Origin of the sequence: Streptomyces sp. SID12488 (genome assembly GCF_010548275.1) — a bacterium.
In the GTDB taxonomy this organism is placed as follows: Bacteria; Actinomycetota; Actinomycetes; order Streptomycetales; family Streptomycetaceae; genus Streptomyces.
The window spans coordinates 23,623-36,620 of sequence record NZ_JAAGLT010000031.1 but is presented as its reverse complement, the minus strand read 5'-3'; the positions used below and the strand labels follow the sequence as shown (position 1 = coordinate 36,620).

The window sequence follows — 12,998 nt, the reverse complement described above, 5'->3', positions numbered from 1 at the left end:
AGGACGAGTGAGGGATGGCGCCGAAAGTCACGTTGACCAGCACGTATCGACTGACCCCGGCATAGAGTGACAGTCGCCGGAATTAGACGGTCTGTCAGGTCCCCAGACTTTTAATCCATTGGTTGTGGGTTCGAGTCCCACAGGGTCTACGGACAAGCCCCAGTTCAGAGGACATCTGGACTGGGGCTCGCGTCGTTTTCGGGGGCTGGTGCCGTTGTCGTACGGGGTGCCCGCGGCGTCGGCAGGGCGGGCCGGGCGGCTGGGAGGAGTGTCAGCAGGTCTCGTCGTCCTTGACGGCGTACAGGGTCACGGGCGTGTCCGTGGGGTGCGTGCCGGGGTCGGGGTCCTGGCTGCAGACCGTCCAGTTGCGGTCCAGGACCTGCAACCGTCCCTGGCCGCTGGCGTCCTGGTCGTCCAGGACGTAGAAGCCGGCGGCCTGCGCCTCGTCCTGGGCGGCCTGGAGGTCCTGGCCGACGAGGTCGGGCAGCGCTGCCGTTTCGGGATCTGCGTCGGTGGGGCTGTCGGGCGTTTCCGTGTCGGGCTCGGTGGTGGTGTCCTGTTTCGGCTTGTCGTCGGTGTTTTGGGTCGAGGCGTCCGGCTTGCTGGGGCTGGTGTTGTCGGTGCTCGCGCAGCCGGCGAGTGCGAGCAGTGCTGCGGCGGTGAGTGCGGCCGCGAAGGTCCGGGTGCGCATGCTGGTTTCCCCCAGGGACGGTGCGTGCGGTGGGGGAGCATCATGCGTTGCGTGCGGGGGCCGTGTGGGCGGAGTGCGCTGCTGTGACACGAACGGGTACCGGGTGCGACCATTGCCCGCTCGGTGGCGGGGCTTCGGCCGTGCTCGTACGTGCGCATGACGAGGCCCGTGGCCTGCTAAATGGCCTGCGGGAGCATCCGCAACAGGTGGGTGAGGTCGCCGGGCGCGTTGTCACGAGTGTCGGTGTCGGGCACTGCGGCGTTTCGGGGGCCGACGGCGCGCCGGGCGGCGCGGCTGTCGGGCGGCGATGGGCTTCGCGAGGCAGGCCCTCCGTTGGGCACCCACCAATATCTGTGGCCGCAAGCTGAGATATTGACGGAACGCACGGGCAGGTTATTTACCCTAATAAATAGCTGAGAGTTATTCAACGCTCGTCGGCCGTCGCAGTGTGCTACTGTCGATCTAAGTTGCAGTTGTGGTTCCCGAAAGTTTAACGCCGGTCTTTTCCGGACGGGGTAATCATCGCGGCGACACGGAGTCTGCGATCTGCGGGCCCGTAATCACTGCCCCTGAAGGAGATATGACATGGCTGCTGGCACCGTGAAGTGGTTCAACGCGGAAAAGGGTTTCGGATTCATCGAGCAGGATGGTGGCGGCCCTGACGTGTTCGCCCACTACTCGAACATCTCCGCCCAGGGCTTCCGCGAGCTGCTCGAAGGCCAGAAGGTCAACTTCGACATCGCGCAGGGCCAGAAGGGCCCGACGGCCGAGAACATCGTTCTTGTCTGACGCTGACGCGTACTGTGCAGTTGGGGCCCGCATCCCTAGGGGTACGGGCCCCAGCTGCATGCATTTTTTCGCAGTGGTTTCACCTGCTTCATCTGCTTCACCTGTGAGACGACTCCGAAGACGTCGAGGAGTCTGTGGGCGTGAACGCCCCGGACATCACTCCCTATCGAGTCACCCAATTCAGCACCTGAGCCCGCGTGAATTCACCACCGGCCAGATTCGCTTTCGCATTCTTTCGGCCCATTCTTGCAATTCTCCGCGCCGCTCTTTGCTGCGGAAATTCCTAGATGTGAGCCGCATCGAGGAAGGTTCCGCATGAACCGCACACGTACGAACGACCGCTTCTCCCGCACCCGTAACGGCGGTGCCGCTGCCGGACGCAGTGGTGGCCGATCCGGTTCGTCGACCGCAGGCCGGTCCGGCGGGCAGAGCCGCTCCGGTGGGCAGGGGCGTTCCGGTGGTGGCGGCGGTTACGGCCGTCGGCCCGCCGCGGTCCAGGGTGAGTTTGCTCTCCCCGAGACGATCACCCCCGCGCTTCCCGCCGTGGAGGCCTTCGCCGATCTCGAGATGCCCAAGGAGTTGCTGACCGCGCTCGGCACCCAGGGCGTGACCGTGCCCTTCCCGATCCAGGGCGCGACCCTGCCGAACTCCCTCGCCGGCCGGGACGTACTGGGCCGCGGGCGCACCGGCTCCGGCAAGACCCTCGCCTTCGGGCTCGCGCTGCTGGCCCGTACGGTCGGGCAGCGCGCCGAGGCCAGGCAGCCGCTGGGCCTGATCCTCGTACCGACGCGTGAGCTTGCGCAGCAGGTCACCGACGCGCTCACCCCGTATGCCCGTGCCGTACGGCTGCGGCTCACCACTGTGGTGGGCGGGATGCCGATCGGCAGGCAGGCCAGCGCGCTGCGCGGCGGGGCCGAGATCGTCGTCGCCACCCCGGGACGCCTCAAGGACCTCATCGACCGCGGCGACTGCCGGCTGGACCAGGTCTCCATCACCGTCCTCGACGAGGCCGACCAGATGGCCGACATGGGCTTCATGCCGCAGGTCACCGCGCTGCTCGACCAGGTTCGCCCCGAGGGTCAGCGCATGCTGTTCTCCGCGACCCTCGACCGCAACGTCGACCTGCTCGTGCGCCGCTACCTCAGCGACCCGGTCGTGCACTCCGTAGACCCCTCGGCCGGCGCGGTCACGACGATGGAGCACCACGTGCTGCAGGTCCACGGCGCCGACAAGCATTCGGCCACCGTCGAGATCGCGGCCCGCGACGGCCGCGTGATCATGTTCCTCGACACCAAGCACGCCGTCGACCGCCTCACCGAGCAGCTCCTGAACAGTGGGGTACGGGCCGCCGCGCTGCACGGCGGGAAGTCGCAGCCGCAGCGCACCCGCACGCTGACACAGTTCAAGAGCGGGCACGTCAACGTGCTGGTGGCGACCAACGTCGCAGCGCGCGGCATTCACGTCGACAACCTCGACCTCGTCGTCAACGTCGACCCGCCGACCGACCACAAGGACTACCTGCACCGCGGCGGCAGGACCGCCCGCGCCGGTGAGTCCGGCAGCGTGGTCACCCTGGTCACCCCGAACCAGCGCCGCGAAATGACCCGCCTCATGGCGGCGGCCGGCATCGTCCCGCAGACCACCCAGGTCCGCGCCGGCGAAGAGGCCCTGCACCGCATCACCGGTGCCCAGGCCCCCTCGGGCATCCCGGTCGTCATCAAGGCTCCGGTTGTCGAGCGCCCCAAGCGCGGCAGCGGCAGCGGCAGCACCTCACGTGGCCGCCGCCGTCCCGCCTCGGCGGCCGGTCGCGCGCCCGCACGTCGGCCCAACGTCGCTGCGGCGGCGTAGCACCTTCTTGATCAGGAAGCCGTCCCATCTCCGCAGGAGGCACTCTTTGCAGCTGGTCCAGATGCAGCCCCGCCCGGCAACGGCCGATCCCGTGCACAGCACGGCGGCCGACGCCATGGACGTGACCGGACCGCAGGTCTGGCACGACATGACGGTCGAGGTGGCGCTGTCCGTCTCGGCTGCGGCCGGGACGGGGCATCTGGTCCTGTGCGACGAGGACGGCCAGTACGTCGGCCTGGTGACCCGGGCCCGGCTCGTCGCGGTCCGGAACAGCCGCGGCTACACGGACCGCATCCGCCTGAGTGACATCACGGACGGCAGCGGGTCCTTCGCCGAACACGGCGGTGCCCCGGGCGTCCTGGCCCTCGCGGGCTGAACCGCTTCACCGTGGTCGGCTTCGTTTCGCCGTCCGCTCGTCTTCACCGCTCCAGTCTCTCCGTCTTCAGTCTCTTCTTCTCCCTGTGAGGCATCATGCGCTGTGTCATCGCACGCTTCCCGTTCGACCTGACCAAGAGCGGTGTGCTGGAGTCGATGAAGGGCATCAAGCCCGAGCCGATCACCGGTGAGACCGTGATCGTCGGACGACGCCGCTACCCCGTCAAGCAGGTCGGCCAGGTCGTCACCCGTCAGGACCCCCGCGACTTCAGCGCGGGCGAAGTCGTACGGGCCATGACCCGGCTCGGCTTCACCTGCGGCACCCTTCCCGTGGCCGAACCGGAGGTGAGTACCGAGAGCCCGTTCGACCGGGCCTCGGCGCTGCTCGGCACCCCCGTGTCCGTCTGACAGACCGGGCCGGCGCGAGCCGACAAACAGTGAGGGCCCTACCGGCGCGCGCCGGTAGGGCCCTCACTGCGTGCTGTGCCGTGCCGTCACCGGCACGGCGGTGGGGCGCTGGATCAGTGGTCCGAGTAGCGGAAGTCGCCCACGGTCCAGGCGGTGACGTCCTCGATGGCGATGCGGTACATCCCGCCCGTCTCCGGGATCCCCACCGTGCCCTGCAGGATGCGGGCGACATGGAAGTGCAGATGCGTGGGCGGCCCGTCCCTCTTGGCGGGGGTTTTGAAGACGGCGGAGAAGTCGCCCAGTTGGGCGGAGTCCGTCAGGACCTCCGACACCCTCTCCCGCCACACGGCTTCGGGAGCCAGTCGACCGGTGATGACTGCACCACCGGTGACCACGGTCAGGGACATCTGATTGCTCCGCCCGGATTCCACAAGGGAGGCGATGTCAACGATCAGGTCGTCAGGCTTCGGCATGACACCGGATTCTATGCAACGCCACGTCCGGGCGGCTGGGGCGGTGGTGTCACGCTTCGCGACAGGTGCGTCCGCAGGTCGACCCAGGAGGATTACCTCATCGTCGAGCCCACCAAAATCTATGCTTGCCGGAGTAGACATTGGTGGCTCGAATCATTATTGTTTCTCTCGTAGACGAGATCGAGCGAGGCCCTGGCAGACACGAACTGCCGGGCGGAAGCACATGCAGGACGGCAGTACACGTAGGACGGTGCGGTGGTGGAGTTCCGAAGCCAGCGTTGCGCAGGACGGCGACGGGACTGACGACCGGACCGGGTGGCCCGCAGTGAGCAGGGGCCGCCGTGAGCGGTGAGCAGGGCCGCGGTTGACGCGGTGGCAGTACCAGCAGTTGGCGTTACCCGCAGTTCGTAGTACCCGCGCAGTTCGCAGGACCCGCAGTTCGTGTTCGACAGGTTGTTGGTTTCAGAGGGAAAGAACGGAGGAGTCGAGCGCCATCAGGATCGCCCGGGGCGGAAGTCTGAGCCCGGGTACCGCAGGACATCGATAGGTAGGTGGTCTCCGGTCGTAAATCAGCGATCCCCGCGCCCCCGTCGGCGTCATCGGACGGCAGTGCGGAAAAAGTAGGCCGGTGCAGCAGTAGGGCCGGCAGATGGTGTTTGCAGTTCCTTCGGGGCCTTGGTGCCGTTACGGCACCAAGGCCCCTCGACGCGTTCCAAAAGAGAGGTGAGATGACAGCAGACGAGTCGCTGGGCCGTCTCGACGACGACGACTACCCCGCCTACACGATGGGCCGGGCCGCCGAGATGCTCGGTACCACTCCCGGTTTCCTCCGGGCCCTCGGTGAAGCACGACTGATCACACCGCTGCGCTCCGAGGGCGGACACCGCCGCTACTCCCGCTACCAACTGCGCATCGCGGCCCGCGCGCGTGAACTCGTCGACCGCGGCACCCCGGTCGACGCCGCCTGCCGGATCATCATCCTCGAGGACCAGCTCGAAGAAGCCCAGCGCATCAACGCCGAGTACCGTCGCTCCGACAAATCACCCAATCCCTTGCCCAATCCGGCGGCCCGCGACCTGAAGTGAGCGTGCCCGCCAGGTCGGCGGGCCATCACCCACGAGCATGGCTGGAATACTGAGCGGCGTTTTCTGTGGTGATGGCGGGTGCGGACGGGTAGCGTCTGTGTGAGCTGTCGTGGTTCGGATTTCCCCTTGCCCACGCCTTAGGTGTGGGCGTTTTGCTGTGCTGTGCCGCAGGGACCAGGGCGATCACCTCCGTCTGCTTCACGAAGGGGCAGACGTTTCATCGACTGGAAGGCATGACTGTGGCAACTGGAACTGTGAAGTGGTTCAACGCGGAGAAGGGCTTCGGCTTCATCGCCCAGGACGGCGGCGGTCCGGACGTCTTCGCGCACTACTCCGCGATCAACTCCTCGGGCTTCCGTGAGCTCCAGGAGGGCCAGGCCGTGACGTTCGACGTCGTCCAGGGCCAGAAGGGCCCCCAGGCGGAGAACATCACCACCGCCTGATCATTGCCGTGAACGTACTGGGCCGCGCGGCGAACGCCGCGCGGCCCAGTCGTCTGTCTGTGTCCATCCGCGTGCATCCCGGTCCATCCGCGTCCGTTCGCGTCTGTCCGTGTCCAAGCGCGGTTCAGCCCGGCCAGTTGCCCGTCAGGCGCCGGACGGCGGTGGCGCCGCCGCGGTCGACAGCGGCCTTGACCCCGGCGAAGATCGCGCCCTGTACGACCGCTGCCGTGAGCACCTCGCGCCAGCTCCGGAACTCGTCCGTGGCGTCAGGCGCTTCGTCCTCGTGTGCGAGCCGTTTCCAGACCTGCTTGAACACCGCCCCGGCCAGGAGACCACCGGCGATGCCCATCGCCATGCCGACCGGCTTGTAGGCGGCCTTCGAGGCCTTCATCGGTTCCTCCGCGAGCGGCGGACCATCAGCAGCGCGACTATCACCCCGACGGCGAGCAGCGGGACGCGATTGGCGCGCGCCGCCCGCATACCCTGGCCGGCCTTCTCCAGTACCGGCTCCGGGGCCTTGTCCCGGGCCAGCTCGGCGACGTGCACGGCCTTGTCGCGGACCTGCCCGCCGGCCGCGGCGGCCTTGGCACGCACCGGCTCGGGGGTCCTTTCCTGCACCGCGTGGGCCGCGGACGTCGCCTTGTCCCGAAGCTGGGCGCCGACCTGGGCGGTCTTCTCGGTGACCTGCTGCTTCACGGCGGTCGTCTTCTCCTGGGCCCGGGCCTTGACGTCGGCCTTCGCCGCGAGCGCCTCGACCGTCTCGCCGAGCTCCTCGCGGGTCGCCGCCACCCGCATCCGCAGTTCCTCGGGGGACGGCGTTGAGTCGATACCCGGCTGCGACTTGTCCTCGTTCATCGCTGTGCACTCTCCTTGATAGCGGCCACATCGGCCTTGACGCTGTCCACCGTCCGCTCGGGCGTCGGCGGGGATGCCTTGCTGAACTGCTTCCTGCCGAGCACCGCCATCACCGCGGTGACCACGGCCAGGACACCGGTGACGATCAGCGCCGCCACCCACACGTCCACGGCCAGCGACAGCGCGGCGATCACGGTGACCACCAGTGCCTGCAGCGTGAGCACACCCAGCACGCCGGCTCCGCCGAACAGGCCGCCGCCCTTGCCGTACCGGCGGCCCTTCTCCGTCATCTCCGCCTGCGCCAGCCGCATCTCGTCGCGGACCAGCTGTGACAACTGCTGCGAGGCACGCTGGACCAGGTCGCCCACCGGTTCCCGCGTTCCGCTGTCCGTTCGGTGGGAGCCTTCTGTCGTCGTCATGGGTGCTCACCCGTCCTTCGTCGCGTCGGTCGAGTTCGTTGGCGTGCGCGGCAGGCTCGGTCGGCGTTCGTTCACGCTTGTACGACCCTGCTCTGCGCGTTTGTCGGATCGGTCGGCTGTGCGAGTACCCCCGCATCGCCGCGTCACCCCGACGGATCACGCGCCGGATCACATGCTGCTCGGCAGGCTCAGGACTCGAAGCGGCGGCGGTCCTCCGCGTCCCACTTCCGGGTGTCCCGCGGCTGTACGTAGGGCTCCTCGTCGGCCGGGTGACCGCCCGCGACGGCCCGCTGGCGGGCCAGTTCCGCGTCGCACTCCAGGCCGAGCAGGATCGCCAGATTCGTGATCCACAGCCACACCAGGAAGATGATCACGCCGGCGAAGGTGCCGTACGTCTTGTTGTACGAGGCGAAGTTCGCCAGGTACACCGCGAACCCGGCGGAGGCGGCCATCCAGATCAGCAGCGCCAGGAAACTGCCCGGCGTGATCCAGCGGAAGCCGCGGATCTTCGCGTTCGGCGTCGCCCAGTACAGGATCGCGATCATGATCGTGACCAGGATCACCAGCACCGGCCACTTCGCGATCGACCACACCGTGAGCGCCGTGTCGCCCACCCCCAACACGCCGCCGACCTTCTCGGCGAGGCCGCCAGTGAACACGACGATCACCGCACTGACCACGGCCAGGACCATCAGGACCACCGTCAGGCCGACGCGGACGGGCAGCACCTTCCACACCGGGCGGCCCTCAGGGATGTCGTACACCGCGTTGGCGCTCCTGATGAACGCGGCGACATAGCCGGAGGCCGACCACACCGCGAGCACCAGGCCCACGATGGCCAGGACCGAGCCGATTCCGGCGGTGCCCTGCATCTGCTGAACCATGTTGCGCAGGACGTCCTGCACCGCGCCCGGGGCCAGGTCCTGGATGTTGTCCAGCACCCGCTGGGTCGTCGACCGCCCCATGATCCCGAGCAGGGAGATCAGTACGAGGAGGGCCGGGAAGAGGGCCAGAATCCCGTAGTAGGTCAGGGCGGCGGCCCGGTCGGCCAGCTCGTCCTTCTTGAACTCCTTCGCGGTGCCTTTCAGCACCGCCCACCAGGAGCTTCTGGGCAGGTCGGTCGGAGTGTCCGGGGCCCGTTGCTCGACCTGCTCGTCGGGGCCGGCCTCGGGCGCCCGCGCCCGCTCGGCCGGCCGGTCGGCTGTGGCGGGCTCGTCGTGTCCGTCGTAGCCGCCGTGTCCGTCGTCGTGTCCGTGTCCGTGTCGTCTCAGTATTCGTGGCATGCCGCCCGAGTATCCGGTCGGGCAGTACTCCAACCGTTCCCGCGGACTGCGGCCGGGGGAGCCGGTTCAGCCGCCCGCGACCGCCTGCCATCGCTCGCCTCCGGCTCGTGACGGCCGCGGCGGACGTCGTACGTCGTCAGCCGACGCTCAACTCCGTGAGGCCGGTGTGGCCGCCGACGCCGCCCAGCTCGCCCAGCGGCAGCGTGTGGTGGGTCTGCAGGACCTTCGCGCGGAGGTAGCGGACGTTGGCCGGGGTGGTGAACACGCCCGTGGGGACACGGTCGTGGACGTCCGTGCCCAGGGCCCGGAGCTGGTTGGCCTTGTCCGGGTTGTTGGAGAGCAGGTCCACCGACGTGATGCCGAGGGCCTGGAGCATCTGGGCCGCCGCCGTGTAGTCGCGGGCGTCCTCCGGGAGGCCCAGCGCGGCGTTCGCCGCGTAGGTGTCGAGGCCCTCGTCCTGGAGGGCGTACGCGTCGAGCTTGTTGTAGAGGCCGATGCCCCGGCCCTCCTGGCGGAGGTACAGCAGGACGCCACCGTGCTCGGCGATGCGCTCGACGGCCTCGCGCAGCTGGGGGCCGCAGTCGCAGCGGGCCGAGCCGAAGACGTCGCCCGTGAGGCACTCGGAGTGCAGCCGGACCAACGGGGTGGTGCCGGGCGCCGGTTCACCGAGGACCATCGCCACGTGCTCCTGACCGTCGACCAGGCCGTGGAAGGTCACCAGTTCGGTGTCGACGCTGTAGCCGTCGTGGAAGCGCAGCGGCACCCGGACACGGGAGCGCTGGGTGGCGGTGGGGAAGTCGGTCAAGTCGGGCATGCGGGTCTCCCGGGTGGTTCCTGATCCTCTGGACCTCGATCTGCTTCAGTTTTGAAGCAGATCTTCACTCGAATGGTGACCCTACCTCATGCTTCAAAGTTAAAGCAACGGATTTGTGGACCTGCGCAGCCACGGCAGACCCTCCGGCGCCGACTCCGCCCCGTCCCCCTGGAGCGCCCGCTCGATCCGCGTGCCGATCTCCTCCAGCTGGCCCACCTGCTCCGGGGTGAGATGGTCGAAGAGGGCCGCGCGGACCGTGGCGACATGGCCCGGGGCGCTGCGCTCCAGCACGGCCATGCCCTCCTCGGTCAGCGCGGCGAAGGTGCTCCGCTTGTCCCACCGGCAGGCCTCGCGCCGTACGTGACCGTCCTTCTCCAGCCGGGCCACGGCGTACGTCAGCCGGCTGCGCGTGATCTTCAGCTTCTCGGCGAGATCGGTCATCCGCAGCCGCCGCTCGGGCGTCTCGGAGAGGTAGGCCAGGATCGTGTAATAGAGGTGCGGCATCCCGGCGTCCTGCTGGAGCTGCCGGTCGAGCGCGTCCTCGAGAAGCAGCGAGGCCGCGACGTACGCGCGCCACGCGCGCTGCTCCTCGGGGGTGAGCCAGCGGGTCGTCATGCGACCAGTGTAGGTTTGTTTAAAACTTGAACCAAGTCCGCCCGGTCGAGCCCGCCTACAAAGACGTAAAACATATGGACACCGGACGCCCTGGAACGCTCTGGGAGTCCCGGAAGCGCTGGAAGAGAGTGCCCCCATGCCCCTCCCCCACGTCCTGTTGTCCGCCGCCGTCTCCCTCGACGGCTACCTGGACGACACCGGCCCCGAGCGGCTGCTTCTCTCCAGCCCCGCCGACTTCGACCGGGTCGACGAGGTGCGGGCGGCCAGTGACGCGATTCTCATCGGCGCCGGCACCATCCGCGCCGACAATCCGCGGCTGCTGGTCAACTCGCCCGAGCGGCGGGCCGCGCGGCTGGCGGCGGGCAAGCCCGAGTACCCGCTGAAGGTGACGGTGAGCGGATCGGGCGAGCTGGACCCGGCCGCCAACTTCTGGCACACGGGCGGCGAGAAGCTCGTGTACACGACGGACAAGGGTGCCGAGCGGGCCCGGCGGGCCGGCCTCGGTGCCGGTGTGGACATCGTCTCCCTGGGCCCGGGCTCCCTCGACTGGCGGTCGCTTCTCGAACACCTTCGCGACGTACGGGGCGTCCAGCGCCTGATGGTCGAGGGCGGCGGCACCGTCCACACCCAGCTCCTCCAGCAGGGCCTCGCCGACGAACTCCAGCTCGTCCTCGCGCCCCTCTTCGTCGGCGACTCCGGCGCCCCCCGCCTCTTCGGCCCCGGCACCTACCAGGGCGGCCGGCTCCGGCTCGCGCACGCACGACGTATCGAGGACGTCGTCCTCATGACCTACGAGCCCACCGCCCCCGGCGCCGGGGCCCTCGCCTCCGCCGCCGACCGGCGCTGGCTGGCGCTGGCGTGCGAACTGGCGGAGCGGTGTCCGGCGTCGAGTACGGCGTTCAGTGTCGGCGCGGTGGTGGTGGGCGCCGACGGTACGGAACTTGCGCGCGGGTACTCGCGGGAGGGCGGCGACCCGGTCGTGCACGCGGAGGAGGCGGCGCTCGCCAAGCTCGACCCGGCCGACCCCCGGCTCCGGACGGCCACCGTCTACAGCAGCCTCGAACCCTGCGCCCGGCGCGCGTCCCGACCCGCGCCCTGTGCTCGGCTGATCCTCGACGCGGGCGTACGCAGGGTGGTGACCGCCTGGCGCGAGCCGGACACCTTCGTGGTGGCCGCGGACGGGAACGGGCTGCTCACGCAGGAGGGCGTCGAGGTCGTCGTACTCCCCGAGTGCGAGGAGCGCGCGAAGGCTCCCAACGCCCACCTCCCGGGCTGACGATCAAACGTGGTGATCGGGGTCCCGTGGATGGCGTATAGTTGCATTCAACGGCGCGGGGTGGAGCAGCTCGGTAGCTCGCTGGGCTCATAACCCAGAGGTCGCAGGTTCAAATCCTGTCCCCGCTACTAAAGGCCCAGGGCCGGAAACCAGGAAACTGGTTTCCGGCCCTGAGTCGTTTCCTGGGGCCGTTTCCCCGAGCCGTTTCTTAGCCCGGTCGGTCCACCTGACTCGCCCGCCGCACCCGCCCCCGGAAACCTGGACGGGACGGACGGGACGGACGGGCCGTGGTGATCCGGCGGGAGACGAGGCGAGTGGGACGGTCGGAACACTTCCTGGACCCGGCAGCGGACGAACCGAACGAGCCGAACGAGCCGGAAGAAAAGGTCATCTCGCTGGTGCGGACCCTCGTCCGTGTCCTGCCCGCGCTCCTGATCCTCACCGGGATCGTCTTCGACTACGCCACCCCGCGCCACTTCACAGCCATCCCCTTCTTCACGGCCGCCCCGCTCATCGCCGCCCCGCTCTCCTCGCTGCGCACAACGGTGGTCACCGGCACCGTGGCCCTCTTCGCCGAGTACGTCGTCCACCTCCGCTTCGGGTTGAGCGCGGACGCCGACTCGATCACCGAGACGGTCACCGTGGCGATGGTCGCCGTCCTGGCCGCCGTCATCAACCGGGTGGTGCACCGGAGCGACCGGCGCCTCGCCTCGGCCCGTGAGATCGCCGAGGCCGTGCAGCGCGCCGTACTGCCCGAACCGGAGGCGCGCATCGGCGGGTTCGAGATCGCCGCCCGGTACGAGGCCGCCCACGAGGGTGCCTTCATCGGCGGCGACCTGTACGCCGTGCAGGACACCGCGTACGGCGTGCGGGTCGTCCTCGGGGACGTGCGGGGCAAGGGGATGGGGGCGGTGGCGGCCGTCGCCGTCGTCATCGGGGCGTTCCGGGAGGCCGCCGAACAGGAAGCGACCCTGGAAGCGGTCGCCCAGCGGCTGGAACGGGCCCTCGCCCGTGAGGGCGCCCGGCGCGACGGGCTCGAGGCCGCCGAGGGTTTCACCACCGCTGTCCTCGCCGAACTCCCGCACGGTGACGGGATCGTACGCATCCTCAACCGCGGCCATCCCCCGCCCCTGCTCCTCGCCGCCGACGGCACCCTGCGCACCCTCGACCCGTCCACGCCCGCGCTGCCGCTCGGTATGGGCGACCTCGGCACCTGGCCCGACCGCACGGAGGAGACCCCCTTCCCCGGCGGCGCGACGCTGCTCCTGCACACCGACGGGCTCTCCGAGGCCCGCGACGGGCACGGCACCTTCTTCGACCCGGCCGACCGCCTCGCGGGCCGCGCCTTCCGCGCCCCGGCCACTCTGCTCGCCACCCTCGCGGACGAGGTGCGCCGGCACTCGGGTGGCGGCACCACGGACGACATGGCGCTGCTCGCCGTACGACGGCCGTGACGTCGGTTCTTGCATCGGTTCTCATCAGTTCTCATCGGTTGTCACCGAGGGTGAGTAAATACTCTCTCTCCGCACAACATCTGACACACAGTCAATACTCAGGAGTCACTTACGTCATGGTCAACTCGCCCGATTTTCACCGGTGGTGACCCAGAAAGTCCTCGGGAAAA

At 69.0% G+C, this 12,998-nt stretch carries 16 protein-coding genes and 1 tRNA gene; 9 read left to right on the top strand and 8 right to left on the bottom strand.

Going from position 1 to position 12,998, the window contains the following annotated elements; translation table 11 throughout:
* Nucleotides 1-271: 271 nt before the first annotated feature.
* Nucleotides 272-691 carry a PASTA domain-containing protein gene (locus G3I56_RS34240; protein ID WP_164415929.1) on the bottom strand — a complete coding sequence of 140 codons (420 nt, stop codon included), beginning with the start codon at nucleotides 689-691 and terminating at the stop codon, nucleotides 272-274.
* A 585-nt stretch (nucleotides 692-1,276) separates the two neighbouring features.
* Here G3I56_RS34240 and G3I56_RS34235 point away from each other — a divergent pair.
* The 4 genes from G3I56_RS34235 to G3I56_RS34220 all read left to right on the top strand — a co-directional run bounded on the left by G3I56_RS34235 (nucleotide 1,277) and on the right by G3I56_RS34220 (nucleotide 4,111).
* Nucleotides 1,277-1,480: a cold-shock protein gene (locus G3I56_RS34235; protein ID WP_164320284.1), complete on the top strand. Its 204-nt coding sequence runs from the start codon at nucleotides 1,277-1,279 to the stop codon at nucleotides 1,478-1,480.
* A 315-nt stretch (nucleotides 1,481-1,795) separates the two neighbouring features.
* Nucleotides 1,796-3,328: a DEAD/DEAH box helicase gene (locus G3I56_RS34230; protein WP_164415927.1), complete on the top strand. Its 1,533-nt coding sequence runs from the start codon at nucleotides 1,796-1,798 to the stop codon at nucleotides 3,326-3,328.
* A 46-nt stretch (nucleotides 3,329-3,374) separates the two neighbouring features.
* Nucleotides 3,375-3,704 carry a CBS domain-containing protein gene (locus tag G3I56_RS34225; protein WP_164415925.1) on the top strand — a complete coding sequence of 110 codons (330 nt, stop codon included), beginning with the start codon at nucleotides 3,375-3,377 and terminating at the stop codon, nucleotides 3,702-3,704.
* 95 nt (nucleotides 3,705-3,799) lie between these two features.
* Nucleotides 3,800-4,111, top strand: a complete 312-nt coding sequence (locus G3I56_RS34220) for an SCO5918 family protein (RefSeq protein ID WP_164415923.1) — start codon at nucleotides 3,800-3,802, stop codon at nucleotides 4,109-4,111.
* 113 nt (nucleotides 4,112-4,224) lie between these two features.
* Here the strand turns inward: G3I56_RS34220 and G3I56_RS34215 are convergent, their stop codons facing one another.
* Nucleotides 4,225-4,584, bottom strand: a complete 360-nt coding sequence (locus G3I56_RS34215) for a hypothetical protein (RefSeq protein WP_164415921.1) — start codon at nucleotides 4,582-4,584, stop codon at nucleotides 4,225-4,227.
* Nucleotides 4,585-5,312: 728 nt separating this feature from the next.
* On the opposite strand from G3I56_RS34215, the gene G3I56_RS34210 reads away from it, so the two are divergent.
* The gene (locus G3I56_RS34210) at nucleotides 5,313-5,669 is read left to right on the top strand and encodes a MerR family transcriptional regulator (RefSeq protein WP_164415919.1); all 357 of its coding nucleotides are present in this window, start codon (nucleotides 5,313-5,315) and stop codon (nucleotides 5,667-5,669) included.
* A 239-nt stretch (nucleotides 5,670-5,908) separates the two neighbouring features.
* Nucleotides 5,909-6,112: a cold-shock protein gene (locus G3I56_RS34205; protein WP_164320436.1), complete on the top strand. Its 204-nt coding sequence runs from the start codon at nucleotides 5,909-5,911 to the stop codon at nucleotides 6,110-6,112.
* A gap of 124 nt (nucleotides 6,113-6,236) precedes the next feature.
* On the opposite strand, the gene G3I56_RS34200 is transcribed toward G3I56_RS34205, so the two are convergent.
* The 6 genes from G3I56_RS34200 to G3I56_RS34175 form a co-directional block, all read right to left on the bottom strand.
* Nucleotides 6,237-6,503 (bottom strand): DUF4235 domain-containing protein, encoded by a 267-nt coding sequence (locus G3I56_RS34200; protein WP_164415917.1) that lies wholly within the window; start codon nucleotides 6,501-6,503, stop codon nucleotides 6,237-6,239.
* Complete coding sequence (locus G3I56_RS34195; RefSeq protein ID WP_164415915.1) at nucleotides 6,500-6,967, bottom strand: DUF3618 domain-containing protein; 468 nt, start codon at nucleotides 6,965-6,967, stop codon at nucleotides 6,500-6,502. The genes G3I56_RS34200 and G3I56_RS34195 overlap by 4 nt, the downstream gene beginning before the upstream one ends.
* Entirely contained in the window at nucleotides 6,964-7,386 is a 423-nt protein-coding gene (locus tag G3I56_RS34190) for a phage holin family protein (RefSeq protein ID WP_164415913.1), read from the bottom strand. The genes G3I56_RS34195 and G3I56_RS34190 overlap by 4 nt, the downstream gene beginning before the upstream one ends.
* A 188-nt stretch (nucleotides 7,387-7,574) precedes the next feature.
* Nucleotides 7,575-8,669 (bottom strand): YihY/virulence factor BrkB family protein, encoded by a 1,095-nt coding sequence (locus tag G3I56_RS34185; RefSeq protein ID WP_343240133.1) that lies wholly within the window; start codon nucleotides 8,667-8,669, stop codon nucleotides 7,575-7,577.
* 136 nt (nucleotides 8,670-8,805) lie between these two features.
* Entirely contained in the window at nucleotides 8,806-9,474 is a 669-nt protein-coding gene (ribA, locus tag G3I56_RS34180) for a GTP cyclohydrolase II (RefSeq protein ID WP_164416062.1), read from the bottom strand.
* Between the two features lie 108 nt (nucleotides 9,475-9,582).
* Entirely contained in the window at nucleotides 9,583-10,098 is a 516-nt protein-coding gene (locus tag G3I56_RS34175) for a MarR family transcriptional regulator (RefSeq protein ID WP_164415909.1), read from the bottom strand.
* Between the two features lie 136 nt (nucleotides 10,099-10,234).
* On the opposite strand from G3I56_RS34175, the gene G3I56_RS34170 reads away from it, so the two are divergent.
* The 3 genes from G3I56_RS34170 (at nucleotide 10,235) to G3I56_RS34160 (ending at nucleotide 12,828) form a co-directional block, all read left to right on the top strand.
* The gene (locus G3I56_RS34170) at nucleotides 10,235-11,374 is read left to right on the top strand and encodes a dihydrofolate reductase family protein (protein ID WP_164415907.1); all 1,140 of its coding nucleotides are present in this window, start codon (nucleotides 10,235-10,237) and stop codon (nucleotides 11,372-11,374) included.
* Between the two features lie 54 nt (nucleotides 11,375-11,428).
* Nucleotides 11,429-11,502: transfer RNA gene (locus tag G3I56_RS34165), tRNA-Met, on the top strand.
* 261 nt (nucleotides 11,503-11,763) lie between these two features.
* On the top strand, nucleotides 11,764-12,828 hold the full coding sequence (locus G3I56_RS34160; protein WP_343240138.1) for a PP2C family protein-serine/threonine phosphatase: 1,065 nt from the start codon (nucleotides 11,764-11,766) through the stop codon (nucleotides 12,826-12,828).
* The last annotated feature ends 170 nt before the right edge of the window (nucleotides 12,829-12,998 follow it).